This is a genomic window from Stenotrophomonas sp. VV52 (assembly GCF_002893095.1).
GTDB classification, from domain to species: domain Bacteria; phylum Pseudomonadota; class Gammaproteobacteria; order Xanthomonadales; family Xanthomonadaceae; genus Stenotrophomonas; species Stenotrophomonas aracearum.
The window spans coordinates 534322-561006 of the sequence record NZ_PKQQ01000001.1 but is presented as its reverse complement, the minus strand read 5'-3'; the positions used below and the strand labels follow the sequence as shown (position 1 = coordinate 561006).

The 26685-nt window shown below is 64.7% G+C and carries 24 protein-coding genes; 7 read left to right on the top strand and 17 right to left on the bottom strand.

Annotated features, from left to right (window positions below; genetic code table 11):
- Positions 1–5: 5 nt before the first annotated feature.
- From C2U58_RS04960 to C2U58_RS04945, 4 genes are read right to left on the bottom strand one after another with little or no spacing between them, the layout of a single operon-like run.
- A complete protein-coding gene (locus C2U58_RS04960) occupies positions 6–1121 on the bottom strand; it encodes a hybrid sensor histidine kinase/response regulator (RefSeq protein ID WP_102944803.1) in 1116 nt (371 codons plus the stop codon).
- Entirely contained in the window at positions 1118–1702 is a 585-nt protein-coding gene (locus tag C2U58_RS04955) for a chemotaxis protein CheB (RefSeq protein WP_102944802.1), read from the bottom strand. The genes C2U58_RS04960 and C2U58_RS04955 overlap by 4 nt, the downstream gene beginning before the upstream one ends.
- Complete coding sequence (locus C2U58_RS04950; RefSeq protein ID WP_171966721.1) at positions 1702–2550, bottom strand: CheR family methyltransferase; 849 nt, start codon at positions 2548–2550, stop codon at positions 1702–1704. The genes C2U58_RS04955 and C2U58_RS04950 overlap by 1 nt, the downstream gene beginning before the upstream one ends.
- The gene (locus C2U58_RS04945; protein ID WP_102944801.1) at positions 2523–5621 is read right to left on the bottom strand and encodes a response regulator; all 3099 of its coding nucleotides are present in this window, start codon (positions 5619–5621) and stop codon (positions 2523–2525) included. Before C2U58_RS04945 ends, C2U58_RS04950 begins: the two co-directional genes overlap by 28 nt.
- A 158-nt stretch (positions 5622–5779) precedes the next feature.
- Between C2U58_RS04945 and C2U58_RS04940 the strand changes: the two genes are divergently transcribed.
- The 6 genes from C2U58_RS04940 to C2U58_RS04915 all read left to right on the top strand — a co-directional run bounded on the left by C2U58_RS04940 (position 5780) and on the right by C2U58_RS04915 (position 11080).
- Positions 5780–6937: an ATP-binding protein gene (locus C2U58_RS04940; RefSeq protein ID WP_301182348.1), complete on the top strand. Its 1158-nt coding sequence runs from the start codon at positions 5780–5782 to the stop codon at positions 6935–6937.
- Positions 6930–7289: a response regulator gene (locus C2U58_RS04935; RefSeq protein ID WP_102944799.1), complete on the top strand. Its 360-nt coding sequence runs from the start codon at positions 6930–6932 to the stop codon at positions 7287–7289. Before C2U58_RS04940 ends, C2U58_RS04935 begins: the two co-directional genes overlap by 8 nt.
- Before the next feature lie 89 nt (positions 7290–7378).
- Positions 7379–9169 carry a sensor domain-containing phosphodiesterase gene (locus tag C2U58_RS04930; protein ID WP_102944798.1) on the top strand — a complete coding sequence of 597 codons (1791 nt, stop codon included), beginning with the start codon at positions 7379–7381 and terminating at the stop codon, positions 9167–9169.
- A 59-nt stretch (positions 9170–9228) separates the two neighbouring features.
- Positions 9229–9459 carry a DUF1653 domain-containing protein gene (locus C2U58_RS04925; RefSeq protein ID WP_102944797.1) on the top strand — a complete coding sequence of 77 codons (231 nt, stop codon included), beginning with the start codon at positions 9229–9231 and terminating at the stop codon, positions 9457–9459.
- An 84-nt stretch (positions 9460–9543) separates the two neighbouring features.
- The gene (locus tag C2U58_RS04920) at positions 9544–10008 is read left to right on the top strand and encodes a DUF4189 domain-containing protein (RefSeq protein WP_102944796.1); all 465 of its coding nucleotides are present in this window, start codon (positions 9544–9546) and stop codon (positions 10006–10008) included.
- On the top strand, positions 9992–11080 hold the full coding sequence (locus C2U58_RS04915) for a DUF4189 domain-containing protein (RefSeq protein ID WP_146033407.1): 1089 nt from the start codon (positions 9992–9994) through the stop codon (positions 11078–11080). The genes C2U58_RS04920 and C2U58_RS04915 overlap by 17 nt, the downstream gene beginning before the upstream one ends.
- A gap of 79 nt (positions 11081–11159) precedes the next feature.
- Here C2U58_RS04915 and C2U58_RS04910 read toward each other — a convergent pair whose 3' ends face one another.
- The 13 genes from C2U58_RS04910 to C2U58_RS04850 form a co-directional block, all read right to left on the bottom strand.
- Complete coding sequence (locus C2U58_RS04910) at positions 11160–11792, bottom strand: DUF4189 domain-containing protein (protein ID WP_253256642.1); 633 nt, start codon at positions 11790–11792, stop codon at positions 11160–11162.
- Entirely contained in the window at positions 11743–12876 is a 1134-nt protein-coding gene (locus tag C2U58_RS04905; RefSeq protein WP_102944794.1) for a type IV secretion system protein, read from the bottom strand. Before C2U58_RS04905 ends, C2U58_RS04910 begins: the two co-directional genes overlap by 50 nt.
- Before the next feature lie 43 nt (positions 12877–12919).
- Positions 12920–13741, bottom strand: a complete 822-nt coding sequence (locus C2U58_RS04900; RefSeq protein WP_102944793.1) for a hypothetical protein — start codon at positions 13739–13741, stop codon at positions 12920–12922.
- Positions 13742–13757: 16 nt separating this feature from the next.
- Positions 13758–16205, bottom strand: a complete 2448-nt coding sequence (locus C2U58_RS04895; RefSeq protein ID WP_102945017.1) for a VirB4 family type IV secretion/conjugal transfer ATPase — start codon at positions 16203–16205, stop codon at positions 13758–13760.
- A gap of 90 nt (positions 16206–16295) precedes the next feature.
- Entirely contained in the window at positions 16296–16604 is a 309-nt protein-coding gene (locus C2U58_RS04890; RefSeq protein ID WP_102944792.1) for a VirB3 family type IV secretion system protein, read from the bottom strand.
- Positions 16597–16995, bottom strand: coding sequence for a TrbC/VirB2 family protein (locus tag C2U58_RS04885; RefSeq protein ID WP_102944791.1), 399 nt, complete (start codon positions 16993–16995; stop codon positions 16597–16599). The genes C2U58_RS04890 and C2U58_RS04885 overlap by 8 nt, the downstream gene beginning before the upstream one ends.
- Positions 16996–17040: 45 nt before the next feature.
- Positions 17041–17988 (bottom strand): lytic transglycosylase domain-containing protein, encoded by a 948-nt coding sequence (locus C2U58_RS04880; protein ID WP_102944790.1) that lies wholly within the window; start codon positions 17986–17988, stop codon positions 17041–17043.
- Entirely contained in the window at positions 17988–19040 is a 1053-nt protein-coding gene (gene virB11, locus C2U58_RS04875; RefSeq protein ID WP_102944789.1) for a P-type DNA transfer ATPase VirB11, read from the bottom strand. The genes C2U58_RS04880 and virB11 overlap by 1 nt, the downstream gene beginning before the upstream one ends.
- Positions 19041–19055: 15 nt before the next feature.
- The gene (locus tag C2U58_RS04870) at positions 19056–20291 is read right to left on the bottom strand and encodes a TrbI/VirB10 family protein (protein ID WP_102944788.1); all 1236 of its coding nucleotides are present in this window, start codon (positions 20289–20291) and stop codon (positions 19056–19058) included.
- The gene (locus C2U58_RS04865) at positions 20288–21064 is read right to left on the bottom strand and encodes a TrbG/VirB9 family P-type conjugative transfer protein (RefSeq protein ID WP_102944787.1); all 777 of its coding nucleotides are present in this window, start codon (positions 21062–21064) and stop codon (positions 20288–20290) included. Before C2U58_RS04865 ends, C2U58_RS04870 begins: the two co-directional genes overlap by 4 nt.
- Complete coding sequence (locus tag C2U58_RS04860; protein ID WP_102944786.1) at positions 21061–22203, bottom strand: VirB8/TrbF family protein; 1143 nt, start codon at positions 22201–22203, stop codon at positions 21061–21063. Before C2U58_RS04860 ends, C2U58_RS04865 begins: the two co-directional genes overlap by 4 nt.
- A 33-nt stretch (positions 22204–22236) precedes the next feature.
- On the bottom strand, positions 22237–22680 hold the full coding sequence (locus tag C2U58_RS04855; protein ID WP_253256670.1) for a toxin co-regulated pilus biosynthesis Q family protein: 444 nt from the start codon (positions 22678–22680) through the stop codon (positions 22237–22239).
- 397 nt (positions 22681–23077) lie between these two features.
- Positions 23078–24775: a type IV secretory system conjugative DNA transfer family protein gene (locus C2U58_RS04850; protein ID WP_102944784.1), complete on the bottom strand. Its 1698-nt coding sequence runs from the start codon at positions 24773–24775 to the stop codon at positions 23078–23080.
- Positions 24776–25368: 593 nt separating this feature from the next.
- Here C2U58_RS04850 and C2U58_RS04845 point away from each other — a divergent pair.
- Positions 25369–26589, top strand: a complete 1221-nt coding sequence (locus C2U58_RS04845; protein WP_102944783.1) for an MFS transporter — start codon at positions 25369–25371, stop codon at positions 26587–26589.
- The last annotated feature ends 96 nt before the right edge of the window (positions 26590–26685 follow it).

Here is a 26685-nt window from a genome sequence, read left to right as displayed (position 1 = left end):
GTCAGTCAGGCGCCTTGCCGCATCAACCCCGTCTCGAACACCACTTCCCCATCCAGGTTGCGTGCCGCCAGGTCCCCGCCATGCGCGCGGGCGAACTCATGGGCAATGAACAGCCCCAGTCCCAGCCCGCGGCTGTCGTGGAAACTGGCCTTGAACGGCTCGAACAGGCGCGGCAGCAGCGCCTCGGGAATCTGCCCGGCGTTGCGCACCTGCAGTCGCAGCGAGTCGCCCGCCAGCCCGCGCACCACCACCTGCACCGGTGCGTTGCCCCCGTGCAGGACGGCGTTGCCGACCAGGTTGGAGAGCAGCTGCGCCAGCCGGTCCGGGTCGCCATGCAGGCAGGTATCGCCTTCCACCTGCAGCTCGATGTGCGCCTGCGGGTGGGCACGGCTCATCTCGCTGACCACCGCCGCCGCCACCTCGGCCAGGTCGCAGGCCACCTGCTGCAGGCGCAGGCCACCGCTGCGGATGCGCGAGAAGTCGAGCAGCTGCTCCACCATCCGCGCCATGCGCACCGCGCTGTTCTCCAGGTGCACCAGGGTCTGCTGCGCCGACGGGTCATCGGGCAGGTCCAGCGCCAGCTTGTCCGCGCACAGCAGGATCGCCGAGAGCGGCGTGCGCAGGTCGTGGGTGAGCACGGCCATCATCGTTTCATTGAGCGTCAGCGCGTGCTCCAGCGCCTGGTTGCGCGCCTTCAGCAACTGCTTCTGCTGGTAGAGCTCGATGAACACGTTGACCTTGCTCATGATCACCTGCGGCTCGATCGGCTTGTGCAGGAAATCCACCGCGCCGCTCTCATAGCCCTTGAACGCGCGCACCGGGTCGTTCGGCGAGGCGGTCAGGAAGATGATCGGCACATCGCGGCTGCGCTGCGAACCGCGCATCAGTTCAGCCAGCGAAAAGCCGTCGATCTCGGGCATGTGCACGTCCAGCAGCGCCAGCGCCACTTCGTGCTCCAGCAGCAGTTCCAGCGCTTCCGCACCGGAGGCCGCGCACAGGATGTCGAGTCCGTCGCGGCGCAGCAGCGCTTCCATGGCCACCAGGTTCTGCGGCACGTCGTCGACGATCAGCAGGTTGACCCGGTCGGTGGTGGCCGCAGGGGTGGGCGCAATCAGGTTCATCGTGCAAGGCCTTTCATACGCGAACAAAGGGAGTCTAGGGTCAACACCGCATCGGCGCCGGCATGGGCCAGCGCCGCTGCCGGCATGATCGGGGAAAAGGCGTCGTCCGGGCTCTGGATCCAGGCCTGGCCGCCCGCCTCGCGGACGGCTGCAACACCGGCACTGCCGTCGTTGCTGGCCCCGGTCAGCAGGATCGCCAGCACGCCACTGCCGAACACATCGGCCGCACTCTCGAACAGCGGGTCGATGGCGGGGCGCGAGAACAGCACCGGCGGGTCCACCGACAGCGCCAGGCTGTCGCGGTCCTCCACCAGCAGGTGGTAATCCGGCGGCGCGAAGGTCACCGTGCCCGGCACCAGCGCCTGCTTGTCCTCGGCTTCCCGTACCGGCAAGGCGCAGCCGTGGTCGAGCAGGTCAGCAATCCGGCTGGGGCGGTCGCGCGGCAGGTGCAGCACCACCAGCACGGCCATCGGCAGCCCGGCCGGCAGCGCGGCCAGCAGCGCCTGCAGTGCACGCACGCCGCCGGCGGAGGCGCCGACCACGATCAGTTCGATGTTGGGCTGCACGGCGTCGGCGTCCATCAGGCCAGCTTCCGGTACAGGCGCTGCTCGCGCGCGCAGGCTTCGAATTCGTTGGCGTGCTCGCCGAACTGCAGCGACTCCTTGCTGCCCAGGCCGAGGAAGCCACGGTGCACCAGCGCCTCGTGGAACAGGCCGATGGCGCGGTCCTGCAGGGCGCGCTGGAAGTAGATCAGCACGTTGCGGCACGAGACCAGGTGGACCTCGGAGAACACCGTATCGGTGGCCAGGCTGTGGTCGGCGAACACGATGTTGCGCTTGAGCCGGCGGTCGAACACCACCCCACCGTAGCCGGTGCTGTAGTAGTCCGACAGCGAGCCGCTGCCACCGGCCTCCAGGTAGTTGCGGCTGAACTGGGCCAGGCGGTCCAGCGGGAACGCACCGGCTTCGGCCGCCTGCAGCGCCTCGGGGTTGATGTCGGTGGCGTAGATGATGGCGCGGTCGAGCAGCCCCTCTTCCTGCAGCAGGATCGCCAGCGACCACACTTCTTCGCCGGTGCTGCAACCGGCGATCCACAGCTTGATCGAGGGATACGTGCGCAGCACCGGGATGGCGTGCTCGCGCAGCATGCGGAAGTACGCGGGGTCGCGGAACATCTCCGAGACCTGCACGGTGAAGTACTGCATCGCCAGCGCGAAGGTGTCTGGTTCGTGCAGCAGCCGGTGTTGCAACGCGCCCATGCTGTCGCAGTCGAAGCGTGCCATGGCGTGCCGCATGCGCCGCCGCAGCGACGCCAGCGCGTAGTCGCGGAAGTCGTAGTGGTAGCGCTGGTACACCGCCTCCAGCAGCAGCTTCAGCTCCAGGTCGTACAACTCGGCCTCGTTCATCGACGCGAGCACCACACGCGGCACAGCGAGACCAGCTTGTCCACATCGATGGGCTTGGCGATGTAATCGTTGGCACCGGCCTGCAGGCAGTGCTCGCGGTCATCCGGCATGGCCTTGGCGGTCAGCGCGATGATCGGCAGGTCGCGCCAGCGGTTGTCGCGGCGGATCTCGCGCATCGCGGTCAGGCCGTCCATCTCCGGCATCATGATGTCCATCAGCACCAGGTCGATGTCCGGGCCGAGCCGCTCCAGCGCTTCGCGGCCGTTGCGGGCGATCTCCAGCTTCACCCCCAGCGGCTCGAGCACGCTGGACAACGCAAAGATGTTGCGCACGTCGTCCTCGGCCAGCAGCACGGTGCGGCCGTCCAGCACCGCGTCGCGGCGGCGCGCTTCGCGCAGCAGGCGCTGCTGGTCGCTGGGCAGCGAGGCTTCCACGCTATGCAGGAACAGGGTCACCTCGTCGAGCAGGCGCTCGGGCGAGCGCGCACCCTTGATGATGATGCTCTTGGAATAGCGGCGCAGGCGCTGCTCTTCGTCGCGGGTCAGCGCACGCCCGGTGTAGACGATCACCGGCGGGAAGCCCAGCGCCTCGTTGCCGGCCATGTGTTCAAGCAGGTCGTAACCAGTGCCGTCGGGCAGCGCCAGGTCGGTCACCATGCAGTCGAAGGTGGAACCGGACAGCTCGGCAATCGCCTCGGCGAGCGTGCCCACCGCGGTGATCTCCAACTGGTCGCGGCCCAGCAGCAGCTGCAGGTTGGAGCGCAGCGCGCTGTCGTCCTCGACGATCAGCAGGCGGCGCACGTCGCGCTCGTTGGTGGCTTCCAGCTGCTGGATCGCCTCGACCAGGCGCTCGCGCGTGGCCGGCTTGATGACGTAGCCGATGGCGCCGAGCTCCAGCGCGACCTGCGAACGCTCCAGCCCGGACACCACGTGCACCGGGATGTGGCGCGTGGCCGGGTCGCGCTTGAGGCGCTCCAGCACGCTCAGGCCGGACACGTCCGGCAGGCCGATATCCAGCAGGATGCCGTTCGGGCGCAGCTCGGCGGCCAGCGAAAGGGCCTCTTCGGCGGTCTGCGCGACCACGCAATCGAAGTCCAGCTCATGCGCCATGCCGACCAGCGCCTCGGCGAAGGCCACATCGTCCTCCACCACCAGGATCATGCGCCCGGCGCGGCTGCGACGGCCACGGTCGTCGACCACGCGCGGGCCCGGCGGCGCCACCGGTGCGTCGTGACCCGTGCCAAACAGCGGCGCGGCAGCGGCGGGCTTGGGCGTCGGCGCCATGCGCACGTCCGGCGCGGCGGCCAGCGGTGCGGGGCTGGCGCCAGCGGCCAGCGGCAGTTCCAGGGTGAAGCAGCTGCCGCGCCCCGGCTCGCTCGACACGGAAATATCGCCGCCCATCCGCGTGGCCAGGTCGCGCGAGATCGACAGGCCCAGGCCGGTGCCGCCGTAGCGACGGCGGGTACTGCCATCGGCCTGGCGGAACGCTTCGAAGATCACCTCGGTCTGGGCCTGGGCGATGCCGATGCCGGTATCGCTCACTGCGAACTGGATCCGCCCTGCCCCGTTGCCACGCACCACCAGCGAGACGCTGCCGTGCTCGGTGAACTTGATCGCATTGGCCAGCAGGTTCTTCAGGATCTGCTGCAGGCGCTGGCCGTCGGCCACCAGCTGGGTCGGCGCGTCAGCGTCGGCGCGGATATCCAGCGTCAAGCCCTTCTGCGCGGCCAGCGGCTCGAAGGTGTCCTTCAGGCGCTGCAGCACGCTGGGCACGGCCAGGTTCTCTTCGGCCAGTTCCACATGGCCGGCTTCGATCCGCGACAGGTCGAGGATGTCGTTGATCAGCGCCAGCAGGTCGTTGTTGGACGAATGGATGGCCTGGGCGTACTTCACCTGCTCGGCGGTCAGCGTGCCGTCCTTGTTGTCGGCCAGCAGCTTGGCCAGGATCAGCGCGCTGTTGAGCGGCGTGCGCAGCTCGTGCGACATGTTGGCCAGGAACTCGGACTTGTAGCGCGAGCTGGCTTCCAGTTCGCGGCTGTTCTGCACCAGCTGGCCCTGCGCGATCAGCAGCGCCTGCTGGCGCGCTTCCAGTTCGTGGGTGCGCTCTTCCAGCTGCACGTTGGTCTGTTCCAGCTCGGCCTGCTGCTGTTCCAGGCTGGCCTGCGAATGCAGCAGGCTGCGGCTCTGTTCCTCCAGCTCTTCGTTGGCCACCCGCAGTTCTTCCTGCTGGGTCTGCAGTTCTTCGCTCTGGCGCTGGGTTTCTTCCAGCAGTTCCACCAGCTGCGCACGCAGCAGGGCGGTGCGCATGGCCATGCCCACCGGTTCGGCGCACTGCAGCAGCAGGTCCAGTTCCAGCGAACGTGCCGGGGATGCCCCGGCACGGCCCAGCTCGATCAGGCCGATCACCACGCCGTCGGCGGTGATAGGACCGAGCAGGCGCTGGTGCACGACGGTGCGGCCCAGCGCGGTTTCGATTTCCAGCGGGCTTTCGCCCTCTTCCAACCGGCGTGGCGTGCCGGCGCGCAGCACCTCGCCCCACTGCCCGGCCGAGGTCGGCAGCGACTCGGGAAGGTGCGCAGGCAGTGCGGCCCCGCCCACCAGCACCAGGCGCTCACCCTGCAGCCGGTACAGCGCGCCCACGTCGGCGTTGAGGCGAGCGCACAGCGAACGCATCGCCGCGTCAGCCAGCGTGCGCGGTTCGGGATCGCCGCGCAGGCTCACGGTCACATCGTTCTCGCCTTCCTGCAGCCACAGCGCATCGGCGGCGGTGCGGCGCGCCTGGATCGCCTTGACCACGGTCAGTGCCATCAACAGGAACGAAATGCCCCCAATGGTGCGATTGACGAAGGAGAACGCCGAATTGGTGCTGGCCGGCGCCAGGTTGTAGCCCACCACGAGCAGCACGCAGGATCCCACCGCCACCAGCACGGGTACCTCCAGGCGGCGCTGGAACAGCGTGATCCCCACCGCCATGAAGTAGGTCAGCCACACCGCGTAGCCCAGCGGCACCACCAGTTCCAGGCCGATGGTCAGGCCCATCAGGCCGGCGGATGCCAGCCAGATCCAGCGGTCGCGAGCAGTCGGCGCAGCATTCATCCAGACACTTCCAGCGTGAAAAGGGGTTCGATGTTAACCGAACAGTGAATGCGTGCGTTATGCGACAGATGGCGTCGTGTTCAGATCCATTCTTGACACTATCTTCACATGATCGCTTCTACGGTTCGGACCCTTACCGGGGGAGTAGAACCGTCGCCGTGGTCCAGGCCGTCACCGACATCGCGCCATCTGCTGATGATCGCCTGCAGCTGCAGTTGTTGATCGACCATGTGTCCGACCATGCGATCTACATGCTGGACGCGCAGGGCCGCATCCGCAGCTGGAACCGTGGCTGCGAACGGGTCAAGGGCTACACCGGCGAAGAAGCGCTCGGCCAGCATGTCGGATTGTTCTACGGCGCCGATGACCGCGCCCAGGGGGTTCCGCAGCAGACCCTGGCCCAGGCCGAAGCACAGGGCCGCTTCGTCGGCGAAGGCTGGCGCGTGCGCCGCAGCGGCGAACGCTTCCGCGCCAGCGAGGTGATCGAAGCCGTGCGCCAGGACGGCGTGCTGCTGGGCTTCGTCAAGGTCACCCAGGACATTACCGAGCGCTACCAGGCCCAGCGCCTGCTGCAGGATGCCCAGCGCGCACGTGAACAGCTCCAGCAGTTCGAGGGCGTGGGCCGGCTCACCCGCGGCCTGGCGCACGAATTCAACAACCTGCTGACCACCATCGGGACCGCGCTCGACCTGATCGCGGCGCAGCCGGCCGCCAACACGCGGACCCGCGAACTGGCCGACCTGGCCCAGGCCGCCGCCGACCGCGGTTCACTGCTGACCCGCCAGCTGCTTGCGTTTTCTGCCGATCAGACGCTCATCCGCGAGCCGCTGCAGGTGGCGCAGCTGCTGCAGGACCAGCTTTCGTCGCTGCAGCGCGCCTGCCCACCCGACATTCAACTGCGTACGGAAGTGCCTTTCGACCTACCTCGAATCGTCACCGATGGCGTACAGTTGCACACTGCCCTGCTGAACCTGCTGCTGAACAGCTGCGAGGCCATGCCACAAGGCGGAACCATCACCCTCAGCGCCCGGGTCGAGCAACGCCTCGCGCCGGACCTTGCTACTCCCACCCAGCGTCGCTACGTGGCCATCTCGGTCACCGACCTGGGCAGCGGCATGCCGCCGGACGTGGCAGAGCGCGCCAGCGAGCCGTTCTTCACCACCAAGGAAGTTGGCAAGGGCAGCGGGCTTGGGCTCAGCCAGGTGTTTGGCTTCGTGTCCCAGTGCGATGGATTCGTCGATGTGCAGACCGCCCCCGGACGCGGTACCACTGTCCGTTTGTTGTTACCCGCCCTGGAGGAAACCGCCCATGTCTGAGCCGCTTCGTGTACTGATGGTTGAAGACCAGGCGGACCTGCGCGAGTTGATCGGTACGGCGCTGCGCGATTTCGGCATCGACGTGCAGACGGCCGAGGACGGCCACGACGCAGTAAAGAAGATTGCGGAATTCGCGGACTTCGACATCGTGTTCAGCGACGTCAACATGCCCAACAACATGACCGGTCTTGAGCTCAGTGAGCACGTAGCTGCGGTCCTGCCCAACGCGCGGATGATTCTTTCGTCGGGATATGCCCGGTCCCAGCTGCCTGCCCTCCCGGATAATGTCGAGTTCCTGGCCAAGCCGTATCGGTTGCCGCATCTGATCAAATTGATCCGCTCACCCGAGTGAACGCTTCATACCTGAACGGTTTCGTTCACACAGGCTCTGCAAGCGCAGCGTGATAGTACCGGTGTACTCCGTATGACAGGACGCACCGGATGCTCGACCGCAGCCAGGATCTCGAACGCATTGCGTTGATCGAAGCGCTCAATGTGATGGATCCAGCCTTGGGCCGTTCGTTGGACCCGATCACCGAACTGGCGGCGTTTACGTTTGGTACGCCGATCGCGCTGATCTCGATCGTGGACGCCGACTCGCAGCAGTTCATCTCACGGGTCGGGCTCGCACTGGAGCGCACCGACCGCCACCACTCGATCTGTTCGTGTGCCATCGAATCCAGCTGCATCCTGCAGATCAGCGACCTGCGCGAAGATCCGCGGTTCCGCGACAACCCCATCGTGACCGGTCCCGAGCGCATGCGCTTCTATGCCGGCGCCCCGCTGGTGACCCGCAATGGCATCGCACTGGGCACGTTGTGCCTGATGGACCGCGAGCCGCGCGAACTGTCGGTCAACGAGCAACGGCAACTGCAGACCCTGGCGCGGATCGTGGTCAACCAGATGGAGCTGACCATGTCGGTCGGGCGACGCGAGCCGATCAGCGGCCTGCCCAACCGCCAGCAGTTCCAGGCCGATCTGAGCGTGCTGAGCCGACGCGACGGCGCCAGCCGCTTCACCGGCGTGCTGCTGGACGCGTTCGACCTGCAGAGCGCCAACGACGCCGGCCAGGCGCTGGGCCTGAAACCGGTGGAATCGTTGTTGCGCCAGGCGGCGCTGCGCGTGCAGGAAGTCGTCGCCGGCGACGTGCAGGTCTACCACGTGGCCTCGACCCGATTTGCCCTCGTGCTGCGCGACCATACCCACGACCAGACCGAGTCGCTGATGGGTCGGCTGCGCGAACGCATGCGCCGCCCCTTGATGGTGGGCAGCATCCCGATGTCGCCGCAGTTCCATGCCGGCCTGTGCGATTTCCATGCCGATCCGGACGAGGCCAACGACCTGCTGCGCAAATGCATGGTGGCGTTGAACCATGCGCTGCACACCGACGCATGCCTGTGCTGGTATTCGGCCGACCGCGACGCGCACCTGCGACGCCGCTACCGGCTGGCGTCGGACGCGGCGCGCGGCCTGGCCCAGGAGCAGTTCAGCCTGGTGTACCAACCCCGCTACGACCTTTACGACGACCAGCCGGTTTCGGCAGAGGCGCTGCTGCGCTGGACCCATCCGATGCTGGGGCCGATCAGCCCGGGCGAGTTCATCCCGGTACTTGAATGCACCGCATTGATGCCGCAGCTGAGCCAGTGGGTGATCGAACACGCCTTCGCGCAGGCAGCGCGCTGGCAGCAGCAGCTGCCGGGTTTCGCCATGTCGATCAACCTGTCGCCGCGCGATTTCGACAACGAGCAGCTGTGGACCGGGATGGCCGAGCGGCTGCGCATGCATGGACTGGCGCCGACGCAGATTGAAGTGGAGATTACCGAAGGCCAGTGGCTGCACAGCCACCCGGCCGCCCTGCCCCAGCTGCGCGCGATGGCGGCGGCCGGCGTGCGCATCGCAATCGATGACTTCGGAAGTGGCTACAGCAATTTCGGCTACCTGAGCGAAGTGCCGATCAGTCATATCAAGGTAGACCAGAGCCTGGTCACCGGCCTGGCGCGCTCGCGCACCGCGCGGTTGAAAGTGGAGGCGATCATCAAGCTGGCCCATCAGCTCGGCTACCGAACGGTGGCGGAAGGCGTGGAGCATGAGGGCGAGCTGTCGTTGCTGCGGCTGTGGGGCTGCAACGAGGCGCAGGGGTACTATCTGGCGCGGCCGATGAGCGCCGAGGCAGTCACGCAGCTGGTGTTGGCGCATCGTGCAGGGCCGCCGCTTGAGCCGGATGCCGACTAGCGGACCGGTCGTGAGCGGCATCCTGCGATAATCCGGTTTTCCCCAGCGTGGTGCACCCGATGTCCGACCTCTCCCCCCTGCCCCAGATCGCCCCCGGCCACTACCGCCATTTCAAGGGCGGCGAGTACGAGGTGATCGGCGTGGTCCGCAGCAGCGAGACGCTGGAACCGATGGTCCTGTACCGCGCGTTGTACGGCGAGCACGGCTTGTGGGTGAGGCCGTACGAGATGTTCTGCGCGACGGTGGAAGTGGATGGCGTGACCCAGCCGAGGTTCGCCCCTATCGTCTGATGACCGCTGTAGGTAATCCCCTATACGCATTTCACAGCGCCAGCAGTTATCGTTCTCGCAATCACAAATGGATTACTGTTGACGATGACTTCGATCCACCGAAGCAGACTCTGCCTGGTACTCGCAGCAGCTCTCCTTTCTACCGGAACGGCAGGGGCGCAGGAAGCACAGGGCGGCCTTCCTCCGCCGGGCACGATGAGCGCCCAGCTGCCGAAAGGCGTTGAAATGTACTTCAGCATGGCGATCAGCGATGCCGCCCAGGACGTGAGCCAGAACCTGGGCGTGAGTGCAGCCGAGGCACGCATTCGCTCGTTGCAGGAATGCAGCCAGAAGCAGAAAGATTGTGTGGAACTGGTCACGTTTCCGATCCGCAATCATTGCATGGGCATCGCAGTGAACAAGAAGCCGAAGCCCAATGTCCGAGCCCTGTTCGTCAACGTTGCCGAAGCCGGAACGTCCAAGCCTGGCGCACTGGCAAGTGCGTCTCTGGCCGAGTGCAAAGCCGGCGGTGGAACCCAGTGCGAGGCTCAAGTTGATTACTGTTTCTAAGCGCACTTTGCTTGCTTCCGCCCTGTTGCTGCTGTCTGTTTCGCCAGCCATGGCGCAGGACAGCGCGCAGGCCGAGCAGCGGCGACATGCCCAGGCCGTGAACAACTACGAAGGCTGGATGCGCAATCAGGCGGCAGGGACGTACGTGGACCAGGCCGAGGCTGCGGCGGCCGCCCAGATCAGGGCCAATTTCCGCGCTGCGGAGAAGGACAAGATCCGCAAGGACGCCATCCGCGACTGGTGGGGGGTGATTGTCGTCAGCACTGACGACGGCTCGTGGAATGTGCAGCTCAATGGCCAGGACCAGTCCGACACCATGCTCACCGCCATGAAGGCATGCAAGGGCACCTGCTCACCGGTTCTGTCGTTCGCCAACTCGTGCATGGCACCCGCCTACAGCCAGCAGGGGGGCCTGTACTGGGGCCCCGGCGAGACCCGGGAGCTCGCGGCGACCACCGCCGTCAACGCATGCACTGCGGCGGGCGGTTCGAGTTGCCAGAGCCCGCCAAAAGAGTCTTTCTGTTCCGGGTGGAAGTATGCATACCGGGCGGTAGACCGCTTCCTGCACCGGGCCGACATGACCGCACGCGGCGACGTCGCGGCGGCCAAGCTGATCGACTTCCCCGGCGCCCGCGAATACATCGCGAAGCCGCCGGAGCGGCGTGGGAAATCCACCGCCATGAAGGCAGTCGCACCTGCCGCGTCCCAGGATTCCACCCGCGCCTGGATAAAGGATGAAGCCGCCGAAGGCATGACTCGAATGGCGAAGCCGTGGACTGCCATCGCCGCGGGTACGGGCAGCAATGCCTATGCGGTCCACTGGGGACTCAACGAGCAGGACGCCAGCGACACGGCGGTGAGCAAATGCGGCGGCGGCGACTGCAAGGTGCTTGTAGCTGTTCCATACGGCGAATGTGCTGCTGCCGTCCGAGTCGGCAAGACCGGCGGACCGGTCGCCAGCTTTGGCGGGCGCGGCAAGACCAAGGAAGAGGCGGAAGAGCTGGCCGTGACCGCATGCATCACGTCAGGCGCGAAGGTGTGCCCTGTCGTCATGAATGAATGCATGAAGTAGTGCGATACGCGCCGGGCAGAGCCCGGCGCTACCCATCGCCTGTCCGGCATCGCACTGACACGCATGGTGTGTCACTACGCTAGAACTTCTCGAACGCCGGCATGCTGCAATCAGAGTAGACCTGCGTGCAACTCGAGCTTCCAGCCTTCTTGCACGACTCGGTGGCGCGTTGGAGAGCGATTTCCTTCGTCGCGCCAGTATCCAGCTTCGTACCAAGCGATTTGTCCGCCTGGATCACCGCCGCGCACTGATTCTTGAAAGTGAGACCTGCCTTGCAATCGGTAGCGCCCCACTGCGCGCACTTTTCAATGGCACCGGCCACTGCTTCGTCCTTCGACATCTTCCCTACGACAGCACCTGCATCGCCGGACCTGGAGAAAGCAACAGCTCCCCACGTCTTATGCCAGCGCCCGGTAGGCACCGGGTCACTGCTTCCACCACTGCCACCACTGCCACCACTGCCACCACCAATTGGCGCGCACCCTCCCACACCCTGTCCACCAATCGGATACTGGCCAGGCGGGCATCGTCCTTCTGCCGCTCCTTGAAATGACATGGACAACAGTAGTACCGACGCGATCAGCGCCAGTATCCACTCACCACGGATTTGATTGGACCAGCGCAGTTTGGTGCTTTTCATGAAGCCCTCGACAATCAGTTGATCAACCAGCAAGTCCGCGCTGGCCAGTCTGCGCAGGAGGAGGAGTTGCATCAGAGCCGAACCGGTTGACGCTGGTATTGACAGCTTCATTGCTGGTGTTGACCTGCTGCGGCGCGGGCGGCGTATACGACCCCGGCGGTTGGCCCTGCGGACCAGGTTGCGCCAGCGGCGAGCCGCCTATCTGGGAATATGCCATGAAGCTTCCCAGAGTTCCCTGGAAGAACATGGCGGCCATTGGGGGAGCGGTCAGGATCAGCGTGGTGAGGATCAAGCCCATGCCGCCTTGCTGCATGGCCTGGCTGGTCAGGCCGTCGGACATGGCGTCGGTCAGCAGGAACTTGTTGATCAGCGACGACGTCCAGAACGCGGCCGATACACGTATGACCATGTCGAGCGCAATGGACACCATCGCCGACAGCACCGCCATCGAGAACATGGTGCCTATGCCGTAGAACAGCCACTTCTGGAAGAACTGCTTGGTCTGGTCGAACAACAGACACAGGATGAACAACGGCCCGAAGCCGATGAACAACGAAATGGCGACCTGATAAAGCAGCAGCATCGAACCGGCCGTTACAGCAGGGCCGCCGGTGCCGAGGCCGATGAACCACATGGCGCGGGTCTTCTCCTCGCGCAGGCCGCCGTCGTCCAGGACCTTGATCGCATCGACGCTGGACAGCGCCACCTGCATCCAGGCCAGGCTTTTGTCGATCTGGTCCTCCGCCGTACCACTCTCGCCGGTGACCACGCGGGTAATCAGCCCGCCTACGTCCTTGGTCAGGAAATTGCTGACGCTGCTTCCGAACATGGCCATCGAGGTGGCCACGCTGATGATGAGCGCGGCGCGGGCCATGTTGGTCACCAGTACCATCATCGAATCGCGACTCTGTCCGGTCACGATCCGGTAGCCCTGGACCAGCACCCACAGCGTCATCAGGACCAGCGCGATCCCGCCCACCCAGGCCATCATCCGGCCCATCATGTCGATACCGAAGTCGTTGATGCGTACGCGCAGGTAATCCAGGATCAGCTTGAAGAAGACGAAGTCGCCGATCGACTGGACACGCACCGCGTAACCCAGCAGATCCTGCAAGCTTCCTGAGAAATCAAAATTGAAAATCGACCTGATCGACATTTCCACAATCCCTTGATGATGCTGCTACTGCATTCGGCCGTGATTACTTGACGCTGAGCGCGCCCTTCAGGGCCGCTGTCTTGACCAGATCGCCGATGATGTTCTTGGTCGTGTCGCCCTTGAGCGCGTTCTGCGCCACGACCTTCTGGTTCGCCTCCATCACCTCGATGTAGGCATCGTAGGAGCGCATCCGCGACTGCCAGATCTGCGATTGCACGGCCAGGTCATTGGCCATGCGCAGCGACTCGCTGTCCGTGCCCTGCACGTTGCCCTGCTTGTTGTTCAGGATGCGCAGCTTGAAGATCCGGTTCAGTGACGACTCCATCTTCGGTACGGAGTAGGTCATGAACATCACCGCTTCGTTGTACTTGCGGTTCTGCATCATGCGGATGTTCACGCAGATCTGGGTCTGCTGTTCCTTGAAATCCGCCTGGGGGTTGAACACAAAGGTCTTGAACAGGCCCATGGGGCTGAAGTCCGACTGGCCGCCACAGGTCTGCCGAACCAGGTAGTCCTCGCCGACCGGGGTCAGGTTCAGGCCCTTCGGCATGCCGAAATCGTTCAGCACGGCCTGCACCTCCACCAGCGCCTGCGCATACTGCTCGAGCGTTCGGATCCACCGCATGCGCTGCTCGATATACTCGGCGGCGTCCTGCATCTTGGATTCGGCTGCGGTGATCTCGGCCTTGTAGGTGTTGATCTGGTTCAGCAGCTGCTGGAGCGCGCTCGGACCAACTTCCACCACCGTAATGCCGTAGGCAGGCGCAGATACGTTGCACATCAGCGCGGCCACCAGCGGAAGGGCTGCCAGCCGGAAGCTGAAACTGCGGCGACGGGTCTTGTTCTCGTTCACGGCGTTGTCCATAAGGGTCTCCATCGAATCAGGCAACAGCGTCCTGGCGGGTTCCGGCGGGCTTTCCGGAGCCCTTGCGCTTGCTGTAGAACTCAGTGAGCCACTGGTCCGGGGTGAGGTCGGCCTGCGCGACCTTCTCGCGCCGGGCGGCGTCGAGCAGGACGCGATGCATCACGTCGATATTGTCGGTGGAGGCCGAAATCACCGACAGGATGTCGTCCATGCCGCGCAGGTTGAGCTGGCATACGCTGGCCGCGTGGCCCTGCTTGACCAGGAAGCAGCGCGACCGCTCGTCCAGGGCGGTGACCACCTTGAACTCGCTCTCGGTCAGCTTCAGGCCGTCGATATAGTCCGAGCGGCTGGCATTGGGGTTGGGCAGCAGGATCAGGGTGGCGGTCTGCTCGATCAAGGCGGCGGCAATGTCGCTCTTCAGCGCATCTTCCGGGCTCTGGGTCGCGAAGATGCCCATGCCGTTCTGCTTACGGATGGTCTTCTGCTTGTTCTTGGCGAATTCCTTCAGCCCGCCCTCGCCGTCCAGGATCTTCCAGAACTCGTCCATCACGTAGATCAGCGGGCGGCCGTCGATCAGCGATTCCAAGCGGTGCAGCAGGTAATTGATGACCGGCACGCGCACTTCGGGGTTGTCGATGATGTCGGTGTAGTCGAAGCCGATGATGTTGGCCCGGCTCAGGTCCACCGTGTCCACCGGATTGTCGAACACCCAGCCCAGCGAGTTGCCCGAGGTCCACTTGCGCAGGCGCGCATACAGGCCGTCGTCGCCCATGTTGGGCAGGCTCTTCTGGAAGTTGGTCATGCTGCGCAGGTGCATGGGGGTATCGAGCATGTTCTCGACGGCGCGGAAGATGTCCTCTTCCTCGCGGGCGCTGTATTCGTGCTTGTTGGCCAGTACCTTGACCAGGTCGGCCAGGAACTGCACGTTGGCTTCGTTGTTCTCGCACTGGAACGGGTTGAAGCCGGTGGCCTGGCCGTTCTCCAGCGCCAGGTAGTTGCCGCCGCAGGCGCGCACGAAAATCTCCGCGCCGCGGTCCTTGTCGAAGAAGAAGATGGTCGGCGACGGGTCGTACTTCTGCACCTGGCTGAGCAGGAAGTTGATCAGCGCCGTCTTGCCGGTACCGGACTTGCCGATCACCATGGTGTTGGCGATGGCCTTCTCACCCAGCGAGTTCTCCGATGGGTGGGTGGCGTGGAAATTGAAGTAGTACGGCTGCCCGTTGGTGGTCTGCAGCGTGGTCACGCAGTCGCCCCACGGATTGTTGTGCTGCTTGCCGGTGGCGAAGTTGTGCAGCGGCGACAGGCCGAGGAAGTTCAGCGAACTGATATTGGCCAGGCGGGTGCGGTAGCGCCAGTTGGCCGGGAACTGCGAGTAGAACGAGGCGGTGACCGCCAGGTCCTCCTTGGTCGACACGAACCCGGCGTTGGAGAGCTCGGCGCGGGTGGTGGCGATGTTCTGCGACAGCTTTTCCTGGCTGTCGGCGTAGACGGCCATGATGAAGTGATACTCGCCCAGCACGAAATTGCCCGAGGAGAGCTGGTCCATGGCCTGGTCGAGTTCGACGATCTGGCTGACGGCCTTGTCGCCGGAAGAGATCATCATGCCCTTGGTGCGGTCCAGGACCTTCAGCGCGTCCTGGCGGCCCATGGGGCTGAAGGAATGGGTGATGACGTACTCGAAGTCCAGGTATTTCAGCCCGTTCAACACGCCGGGATAGGTGCCTTCGGCGTACTCCTTGATGTTGAGGATGGCGCCGAAGTGGTTCACGCCGTTGGGCGTGTTGATCACGAAGTCGCCTGTCTTGGCCGAGAACATGTGCCGGCTGATCGGCAGGTAATCCTTGACCGGGGCCGACAACACCGGCACCGGCTCGTCCACCCGGTTGAGCAGATAGCCGAAGAACTCGAGGGTCTCGGAGAACACCCTGCCGTTCCTGGCTTCGTACATGCCCATGCGATATGGCGAATAGTCGCGGATCACCGCTTCCACGTTGCCTGCCATCTCCAGAAGCTTGGCCACCGCCTGGTCCTGCTCGGCCTGCAGCTGGGTGATGCTGGAGGACTTGTCCATGAAGCGCTTACCGGCCACCACCGGCCGGTAGATCATGGTCAGGTACAGCTCGTTCTGCATGATCCGCTGCGAGCCGAGCATGCCCATGTACTGGTCGGAGACGTCCTGGTTGAAGCGCTGGCCGAACGTGCTGCTGCCCTTGAGCTGGCGGCGACGGCGGATGTCATGCACCCAGAACGCCACGTTGACGAAGTCCGGCGCCCGCAGGGTCTGCAGCAGGCGGTTGAAGGTGTTGTGCCGGTGTTCCAGCTCCCAGTCCTCGCGCCCGACGAACGGCAGGCCCTCCAGGTGCCAGGTCAGCAGGAAGTCTCCGCCCGTGGTCTTCACGACCGTCGGCGCCACATGGGACGACAGGGGGATGAATTCGCTGATCGAGGTGTCGGGACTGAACATGACCGGTTCCAATGGATGCTGCGGGGATGACGCGTGTCCTGCACCGGGCAGGCGACGGGGGCCGCCTGCCCGGGGTACTGCTTACCGCCGTCAGGCCGACGGCGGTGGCTTGTCGCGGTAATGGTTGGGCGTGAACACCCACATGCCGTCGTGCTGTTCCAGGTTGCGTGCGCGGAACTTGAACTGCAGGCGCAGACCGATCAGGCGGAAAATCATTTCATCGCGCTTGGCCATCTGCCGGAGGATGAAGATGGCGATCGGAATGGTGACCAGCAGCCGCATGTCGATGTACATGCTCAGCAGCAACAAGCCGCCCGCGACCAGGAAGAACGGGACGTACGGGACGCCCAGGAACATCGCCGGTCGGGTGCAGCCGCGGAACAAGACGTTCTTATGCACGGTAGTACTGGACGACGTTCATGATCGAGGTGACGGTGGTCTGGCAGGAGCTGGCATTGCCGTCGCCCAGCAGCATCTTGGCGATCTGGCCAGCCGCACCGATCAGCAGGCCGCCGATCAGGATCGGGGCCACGTCGCCGATGCGCTTGTGGGCGAAGGCGATCTGGTAACCGGCGAAGATCACCGCGATGGTGACCACCGCGATCGAGGCGATGTTGAGCAGGCCATTGATGTTGGAGAAGAAGCCGCAGACCTTGGTGTCGGTGCCGCCGAAGTTGGTGGCCTGGGCGAACACGTCCGGCACGAAGACGGCGGTGGCGAAGGCGACGGCCATCAGGGCGGTCTTGAGCGAGCGCTGGGCTTGGACGATGTCGAGGTGGGTACGCTTCATTGTGGATTTTCCTTGTTGAGGGTCAGACACGACTGGATCGTTCCTTCAGAACACGAAGGCGGCATCCCCGGCGGGGACGTTCTGTACCGGCATCGCCTGTGCAGGCAGGGCCTGCGTCGGCAATGCCACCGGTGCGTTTCGCTCGCTCCACGGGCGCACCACCACCGGGCCGGCGGTGTTCTGCGGCAGCGGCTGGGCATGCCCGGGAGGGAGCGCGATGGGTTCCGGCGCGGCAGGGGGCGCTGACTGTTGCGGCATCGCCCGTTCCACCGCGCCCATCACCACCCGTGACAAGGCCGCGTCGGCGGTGCGGAGCACGTCCCGGCGCACCATGGCGCCGGTGGAGGGATACGCCTCATAGGCACGCGCCGGGTCGACCGGCACGGCGGCCTGCGCGTATGCAGGCGCGGCGGCCTGCATGCCCTGCACGCGCGCGCCGACCACGCCCTGCGCCGGCCCGCTGAACTGCGGGTGGCGGGCCACGTCGACCACGCGACGCTCGGTGCGGCTGACCACGTCGATGGGCACCGCGCCGTTGGCGGCCACCATGCTGCCGCGCTGCCGGGCGATGGAGGCGAACACCTTCTGCACGTAGCCGTGGCGGAAGCCGGTGGTGAAGTTGCCCGAGTAGTAGCAACTGAACGACTTGCCCCAGTCCTTGCCCGAGCGCCCGTAGCACTCGGCCAGGATGCGCGAGGCAGCCTGCAGGTTCGGGCACTGCTGGAAGGCCTTTTCATACGAGTCGAGCCCGTACTTGACCAGGTTGTAGCGGTTGACCTGGGCCAGCCCGACCGAGAAGTTGTAGCCCTTCTCTTCCAGCATGCGCACGGTGGCCAGCGCCTCGTCCAGCTGCCTGGGCTGGCGCACCAGCGCGCCACCGACCACGCCAATGGCGTACGGATTGCGCGAGGATTCGACGTTGATCACGTGCTGCATCACGTCCATCGACACCGCCATTTCCGGGCAGGCCATCATTTCCAGTCCAGGCAGCATCAGGCGTCCCTCCCCGTGGCGGCCAGCGCCCGTTCGGGGCTGAAATCAATACCGGTGATGTAGCGGCTGCCGGCGTGCGCCTTGATATGCACCACTACATCTATCGTCATCATCAGCAGGCGCTTGATCACCGAGAACTCCAGACCCGACCCTTCCGCCGAGGCCTTCACCATCAGGCCCAGCTGGTCCCAGGTCTGCTCCGGGCTGCCGGCATGGCAGCTGGTGATCGACCCGGGGTGGCCGGAGGCGCAGTTGCGGATGAAGTAGAACGCCTCATCGCCACGCAGCTCGGCCAGGATGATGCGGTCCGGCTTCATGCGCAGGCAGGCTTCCATGCAGCTCTTGGCAGTGACATTGCTCGCGCTCTGGCCGCCCTTGGAATACAGCAGGTGCACCACGTTCGGCTGGCTGATGAACAGCTCCCGCGCGTCCTCGATGGTGACCAGGCGCTCGTTGGCCGGAATATGGTTGACCAGCGACTTCATGAAAGTGGTCTTGCCGCTGCCGGTGGCGCCGGAGACCACGATGTTCTTGCGGTACTGCACCGCCTTGCGGAAGAACTCGGCGTAGTCGCGGTTCTGGCGCAGGGCCAGTAGTTCCTGGTCCTGCTCGCTCAGCGAAGCGCCCTGCTCCAGGATCTGGTTGAAGAACCCGTCGCTCTGGTACTGCTCCAGGGTCTTGGTGTGCTTGGACGGCAGGCGGATGGTGATCGACACCTTGCCCGCGTCGCACGCCGGCGGAATCACGAACTGGGCGCGCTGGCCGGTCGGGAAGGTCAGCGACACCACCGGGTCCACGTCGGTGATGCGCTGGCCGGTGTTGCTTTCATTGACCACGGCGGTACAGAACTGGCGCGCACGCTCGTAGGTCAGCGTGGGCACTTCCACACGCTGCCATCCGTCGCGCGTTTCCAGGTACACCTCGCCCGGACGGTTGATGCAGATTTCCGTCACGTCGGGCGAGGTCATGTACGAGTGGATGCCCAGGACCTCGTACTGGTACCTGAGGAACTCACTGGAAACGTCGGCTACAGGGGCCACTTCGGCGTCCATGGTCTGTCCAGTCGGTCAGCGGCGGCGCGGCAGCACGTCACTGAAGTCGACGTCCTTGGCCACGTAGACACTGACCACGGTGCCCTGGTTGATGGTCACGGTGGGCGGGCGACGCTCGCTCAGCGCTTCGTTGGCCAGGCGCTCCATGCTGCGTGCGGTCGCGCTCTCATAGGGCGACTGCACGGCAAAGCCGTTGCTGGCGATTTCAGTGGTCTCCGGACCGTGTTCGGCGGCCGCGTATTTGAAGGCGTCGGCGATCAGGCTGATCATCAGCGCCGAGGCAATGCGGCTGCCCCAGTGCGCGCTGTAGTCGCCCGGATGGCCGGCGCCACCGAGCTGGTCGATGCCCGGACTGGACATGGCCACGTCGATGCCATTGGGCGTGGTGATGCGGTCCCACACCACTTCCACGCGCTTGCCCTGCGGGCCGCCACCGTAGGCACCGTAGATCTTCGAGCCCTTCGGCAGCAGCAGGCTGCGGCCGTTGATCGAGTACACCGGCTCGGTGAGCAGGCACGAGGTGAAGCCAGCCACATCGGTGATGATGCGGGTCTCCAGCACGCAGCGCAGGTAGGTGCCGCGCACCAGCAGTGCATCCGGGCTGCGGATGAAGCTGGCGTTGGACACGTCTTCCACGTCCGGACCGCGACGGACCTTGGCCGGTGCCGGCTGCTGCGCGCCGGGCAGCTGCGCCAGCATGGCGCGGGTGTACTCGTCGTCCGGACGACCGCCGAGACCGCCGGCCTGCCCTTCGGCGCCGCCGCCGCCCATACCGCCGCCTACGCCACTGCCGGACGCCATGCGGCGGTCGAGCAGCGACGGCTGGCGCGGTTCATTGGACATGCCCATCTCCGACGGAATCGCCGGCGGCGTGCGGTACGGGTTGTCCTGTGCCGGCGGCGGCAACGGCGGCAGCATTTCAATGGGCTGCGCGTCGGCCACCGGCGGTGGTGCCACTACCGGCGGCGCGGTTGGCAGCTCCGGCGTGGACACGCGGGCCTGTTCGTTGACCCTGGCCGGGCGGTCCTGGTCGTCGCTGCTCTTGCGCAGCAGCAGGAAGCCCATGGCGATCACCAGCACCAGGATGCCACCGAGGAAGGCCAGGGCCTTGCGGTTCAGGCGCTGCTCTTCGGCCGAGCGCAGCTGCGGCGCGGCAGCGTCCAGGTTGGGATTGTTGTCGGCCACGTTCTGCCCGTAGTACGGGTTTCCGGTGGGCTCATGCGGCTCGTTGCCGGGAGTGTGCTGGCTCATTTCTTTACGTTCCTTCGCAGGCCGACGACGCTGTCACCGTGGCGGATCACCAGGTAGGGATAGGTGCCATGCACGATGAGCGCGTTGCCTTCCACCGTGGTGTTGACCACGAAGTCCTCACCGTCTTCGCTTTCGCGACCGAACACCGCCGGGAAGATCCCGGTCTTGTACTCCGGCGACGCCGGCAGCTTGAGGTAGGTGAAGCGGCCATCGTCATAGGCGTTGACCGGGATCAGCCAACCCATCTTCTTCGCGCGGCGCGTCGAGTACGAGTAGTCGAAGTTGTACTGGCGGTCCTTGGCCAGCTCCGAGCTGAGCAGCGGCTTGACCTCTTCGTCCACCGCCTGCTGTGCGGTACCGAACTCGGTATCGCTCGGGTAACGGAAGGCGATCTTGTACTGCACGCCGGCACGCCGCGCCTGTTCCAGCTGGCGCCAGTCGGTGGCGACCACCTTCAGTTCGAAGATGTACGAATGGGTCTCGGTGCGCACCATCATGTTGGTGTCCACGTCGACGTTCTTCGGCTTGAGATAGAACACGTTCTCGCGACGGGTCAGCTCCCAGCCGCTGCTGAAGCCGGTGCTGTAGTCCAGGATCTTCTCGTTCGGGCTCAGTTCGATCTGGGTGGTCAGGCCCAGGCCGGTGCGCACCGGGTAGATGCGGTCCTGCTCGTACTCGTACTGGTCCACCACCTGGGCCTGCGCCGGGGCGCTGGCCATGGCCATGATCGGCACCAGGGCCAATGCGGCCCATCCCATGTTGCGACTACTCATCGGTTGCTTGCTCCCTCAGCAGTTCCGGTGGAAACGTTTCGTGCCGGCGCAGTGGCCGGTTGCCGCGGCGCGACCTGTCCTGGTATTGCCTGGCCGGGCATCACCTGCCCGGGGTTCTGTTGCTGCATCGGCTGGGCTGGCATCGGCTGTGCGGGCATTGGCTGGCCCGGCACGGTCATCTGGCCCGGTACCGGCTGGGCTGGAATCTGTTGGCCCGGCGCCATGGCCTGCCCCGCCACCGGCGCGGCTACCGTCTGTCCGGTGTTCGGATCGATCATGGTCGCGGCCGCCGGGTTGTTCGGGTCGTAGACCGGCACCGCAGCCGCGGCTGCCGCCTGCGCAGCAGCCTGTGCTGCCGCAGCCTGGTTCGCCTGGTTGGTCATCGACGCATCGTCCGGCACCGGCACGCCGCGCGCGTAGTCGCTGTCGACGCGGTACTCGGTGACCTGGAACGCCAGCGGGTTGAGCACGCGGTCCTGTTCGGAGAGGGCCAGGTCGGTGCGGTACTCGAACCGCATCGTCACCAGCTTGTTGTCCAGGAACTGCATCACCCCGGTGGTCTTGTCGAGCAGGCTGCGCTGGATGCGCACCGACGCGCCCCGGAAGCTGCCATTGCCCTCCGCCGCCAGCGGCGTGATGCTGAGGATCTTGACCCGGATCGCCTTGTTCGTGCCGTACACGTACACCGGGTTCTGCGGGTTGTTATTCGCATAGCGCTGACGCTGGGTCGCGGCCACCGGCTCGGACGACATCGTGAACACAAGGTCCCAGTCGCGCAGGCCCATCACCGCCGAATCGAACGACTCGCGCGCCATCACGTACTGCGCGACGTTGCTGCGGTTGATCGCCTCGTTGGCGGTGATCGACCCGGCACCGAAGGTACCGCTGAGGCGCGCGACCGTGGCGTTGCCGGTGTACGCATCGGCCATCACCAGGAACGGCACCTTCTCCTTGAGCGGCAGCATGTAGTAGTAGCCGCCGGCCAATGCCAGCGACATCACCATCGAGCCGGTCGCCACCCACCACGCGCGACGCTCGCTGCGACGCGCCATGTCGGCGACGGTCAACTCGTAACTCACGGCCTTGGCGACCGCCTGGTCGACCTTGGGAGTGTTGCCTGCGTCCTTCTTTCGGAACATGGGGTCATCCGTACTGCTGGAACATCAAGGGGATCAGCTGCCGCTGGTGCTGCTGGCACTGCCGGTGGCCGCAGTCGGCGCAGCCGCCGACGCGGTCTGCACGACGATCTGGTTGCCGACGATCGACACCAGCACGCCCTGCCCCGCATACGCGGCGCTCAGGTCGATCATGGCCTGCTGCGGATTGGTGGTACCGATCGTGGAGACCGCGCCGTACAGCGTGTAATCGGAGCTGATGCGGTAATCGAGCGTCATGCCCGAGTCCTTGGCCCAGCGTTCAAGCATGGTCTTCAAGGTGCCGTCCATCGGCGAAGCCTGGTACACGTAACTGGTGTACAGCGGGATTTCCATCGTGGTGCTGGCGAAGCGGTTCACCGGCTTCCAGCGGCCGCCGAAGTCCGGCGCCGGTGCGGTAGCGCACCCTGCAAGCAGCAGTACGGTAGAGGCAATGGCGACGCCGATGGATCCCTTGAACAATGACGCTTGCTTCATACGAACTTCCCTATGGCGTACGGAATAGCGGTTTTCAGCCTGAAAATCGGCAAAACTAAAGCGTGTCGACGCCCACGGCGGGCTCAACCAGTCAACGTGCGGATGTGAGTTGAAACACTTTTCAACGGTGACACCGGGCCCCAGCCCGCCTGGTGTGCATTCGCCCCGAACGCCTGTCCGGCCCCTGCGCCTGCATACCCAATCCGTGAAAAGCCATCCATGTACCTCTTACTGCATGCGTAACGACGATTTCATGACGCATGGAACGTCCATCAAAATTACGATGCCACACCTCCGCGTCAAATCAACGTCAATTGCGACAATTTTTTAACCTTCACACGCACATTCTTTGACGTGCATCACATGCGTTCACGTACAGCGCTCACAGCGCCAGCATCGGGACATCGGTCTTCGGCAGCAGACGCGACGTGAAGTAGCGATCCTTGTAGTACTTGATCTTGTCGCACTTCACGGGATGCGGAATGCCTTCGTACAGGAACACCTCGTGGTCGTTGCCCATGGCCTTGAGCTCCTGCGGCAACATCAGTGCGCGGCGCTCTTCTGTGAAGTTGTGGGTCTTTTCACGGGCGTGGGTGACGTTCTTCTTCCGCACGGTGGTGTAGCCGAGCATCTCCGAATAGTCGTTGGCGTCCTGCTGCTCGCGCGGCGCGTACAGGATCTGCAGCGCGTGGTTGGTGATGATGGTCCGCGAGACGTCCCTGCCATAGGTGGCATCCAGCTGCGCCATGCTCTGGATGATCGGCAGCAGGCGCACGTTGTAACCGGCCATGTAGGACACTGCCGAAGCAATGATGTCGACCTTGCCGATCGCGGTGAACTCGTCCATCAACAACAGCACCTGGTACTTCAGGTCCGGGTTGGACTTGGGCAGTTCCTTGGTGTTGAGGTTGATGATCTGGCTGAAGAACAGGTTGATGATCAGGCGGCTCTCGGCCAGCTTGTTGGGCTGGATGCCGATGTAGATGGTCATCTTCTTCCGGCGCAGGTCGGTAAGCAGGAAGTCGTTGTCGCTGGTGGCCTTGTCCAGCACCGGGTTGATCCAGGCGTTCAAGGGTTCCTTGAAGGTGCCCATGATCGACGCGAAGGTTTCATCGGCCTGCGAGAGCAGGTTGGCGAAGGCCGCACGGGCATTACCGCTGAGGAACTTCTGCTCGGACAACGCCTTGAGGTACTTGCGCAGGTCGCTGCCATCGCCGGTGGCGAGGCGGAACACCGCGCCCAGGGTCGGCGCGCCCTGCCCACCCGGGAACCCCTGCTGGCGTTCGTCGTCGCGGTTTTCGAACAGGTACAGCGTGAAGGCCATGAACGCATTGCGTGCCTGGCTGATCCAGAACTTCTGGTCGTCCGAGCCGTCCGGGTACAGCATCGCGGCAATGCTCATCAGCTCCGAGACGCGGAACGCGGGGTCATCGGAGACGTAGCTGAGCGGGTTCCAGCGATGGGTGCGGCGGTCTTCGGCGAACGGATTGAACAGGAACACCTCGTGGCCCTGGCTGGCGCGCCAGCCACTGGTGAGGTCGAAGTTCTCCTGCTTGATGTCCAGCACGACTACGGACTCGCCGTACTCGAGCAGGTTCGGAATCACCACGCCCACGCCTTTGCCCGAACGAGTGGGTGCGGCGAGGATCACGAACTGCTGGCCGCTGAGGCGCACCAGCTTGCCGCCGAAGCTGCCCACCACGATGCCGTTGTCGGTCTTCTTGAACAGGCCATGCTTCGCCAGGTCGCCCGCCTCTGCGAAGCGCGCATCACCATGCAGCGACTTCTTCTTCGGCTTGACCAGGAAGAACAGCGCGCCCAGCAGCGCCAGCACCGGCAGACCGAAACCGATCACGCCGGCAGCTTTGATTTTCGTCAGGTACGGCGCAACGGCAGGCTGATCCATCGCCTGCACGTACTGAAGATAGGTGTTCCACTTGAACAGCCCGGTGTCCAGACCCAGCAGCAGCAGCGTGAGGTATCCGGAAAGACAGTAGCCAACAAGTGCGGTCAACAGGACTGCAACAGCGATGACGACAGGTTTCTGCGTGGACAAACGTGATCCTCCATGACGCGCCATTCCAGGCGCTACGACGTGCGTTGGCATCAATGTGATGCGCGGTGCACGCGGCTCGTAATCCAACTTCCGACATTCGGACCAATGTCATTGACGCGCATCCTAATGCACGTTTGCAGCGCTGCCAATCAGAAATTCCTGAGGATACGTCTGTAAATACAGGTGTATTCGCATCAATGATGCGTGCAGCGGGACAATGGAACACGATCGTAAACAACGCATCACGCAATGCACGCAACGCGCGTGTGCATTCTTCACGCAGCACTGAATTGCGGTGCTGTAAGCGCGCGCGAAGCAAGGCGATGCAATCATCAAAACTGTGCGACTCGTCACGGTGGTTAATGATTGTGTAGAGCCTTTGATGTGCTCGCATGAAAATTTGGATGCTTCACTCGCTGATGCCTCAATGTGAAATCGTGCGAGCGACGTTCTTTTCGTCGTCGAGATAATGTGAAGAAAATATGACGAACAACCTTCACACCCTGTCTCAGAAGATCCTCTGATCCACAGCATTCCAGCCGCAGCCCTGCGTCAGACGGGCGCATGTTGCGCCGCAGCAGTACAATGGACAGCCACGTTCTTCGTTCTCCTGCCCCATGAGCCCCACCTCCCTACCCCTGGCCGCGCGGCTGTCTGCCCGTGAGCGCACGCTGATCATCCTGGCCCTGTCGCTCGGCGGCTTTGCCATCGGCACCAGCGAATTCGCCAGCATGGGCCTGATGCTGGAAATCAGCCGCGGGCTCTCCATCAGCGAGACCCAGGTCGGCCATCTCATCAGTGCCTACGCCATCGGCGTGGTCGTGGGCGCCCCGGTGCTGGCCTTCGCAGGTGCGGGTTACGCGCGGCGGACCCTGCTGCTGGGCCTGATGGGCTTCTACGCGGTGGGCAACCTGGCCAGCGCGCTGGCACCGGACTACGCCACCATGCTGATCGCCCGCTTCGTGGCCGGCCTGCCGCACGGCGCCTACTTCGGCGTGGCGATGCTGGTGGCGGCAGCGATCAGCCCGCCGGCACAGCGCGGCGCGGCGGTGTCCAAGGTGCTGCTGGGTCTTTCAGTGGCAATCCTGGTCGGCAACCCGCTCACCACCTGGCTCGGCCAGCAGCTCAGCTGGCGCACCGCGTTTGCACTGGTCAGCGTGCTCGCCATCGCCACCGTGGTGATGATCGCGCGCTTCCTGCTGCCGGACCCGGACGAAGTGCGCACCTCGCCGATGCGCGAACTGCGCGCCTTCAACAAGCCGCAGGTGTGGCTGGCGCTGGCGATCGGCTCGGTCGGTTTCGCCGGCATGTTCTGTGTGTTCACCTACCTCGCGCCGACCCTGGTGCAGGTGACCGGCCTGGCCGAGTCGTGGATGCCGGTGGCCGTGGGCATCTTCGGCATCGGCGCGATCATCGGCAACGTCGCCGGCGGCTGGCTCGTGGACCGCTTCCAGTTCCGCGCCGCCGCCATCGTGCTGGTGTGGTCGATCGTGGTGCTGCTGGCCTACCCGCTGGCCGCCAACTCGGTATGGACCATCTTCCCGATGATCATCGCCGTCGGCACCATGGGTGCCTTGGCGGCTGTGCTGCAGACCCGCCTGATGGACGTCGCCGGCGAAGCGCAGACGCTGGCCGCCGCCTCCAACCACGCCGCCTTCAACACCGCCAACGCACTGGGCCCGTGGTTCGGCGGCATGGCCATCGGCGCCGGCTTCAGCCCGGCGGTCACCGGGTATGTGGGCGCGGCCACCGCCGTGGGCGGCCTGCTGCTGTGGGGCGCGGCGGTACTGGTGCAGCGCCAGTCGCGCGGCCACGAAGCGGTTGCCTGCGAACGCTGACGTAACGGCCGGTCGCTCCATTGAACAAGCCCCGCCTCCGCGGGGCTTGTTCGTTGCGGACACCTTAAATCGCCTTTTTGACGATATTTCGTCAAA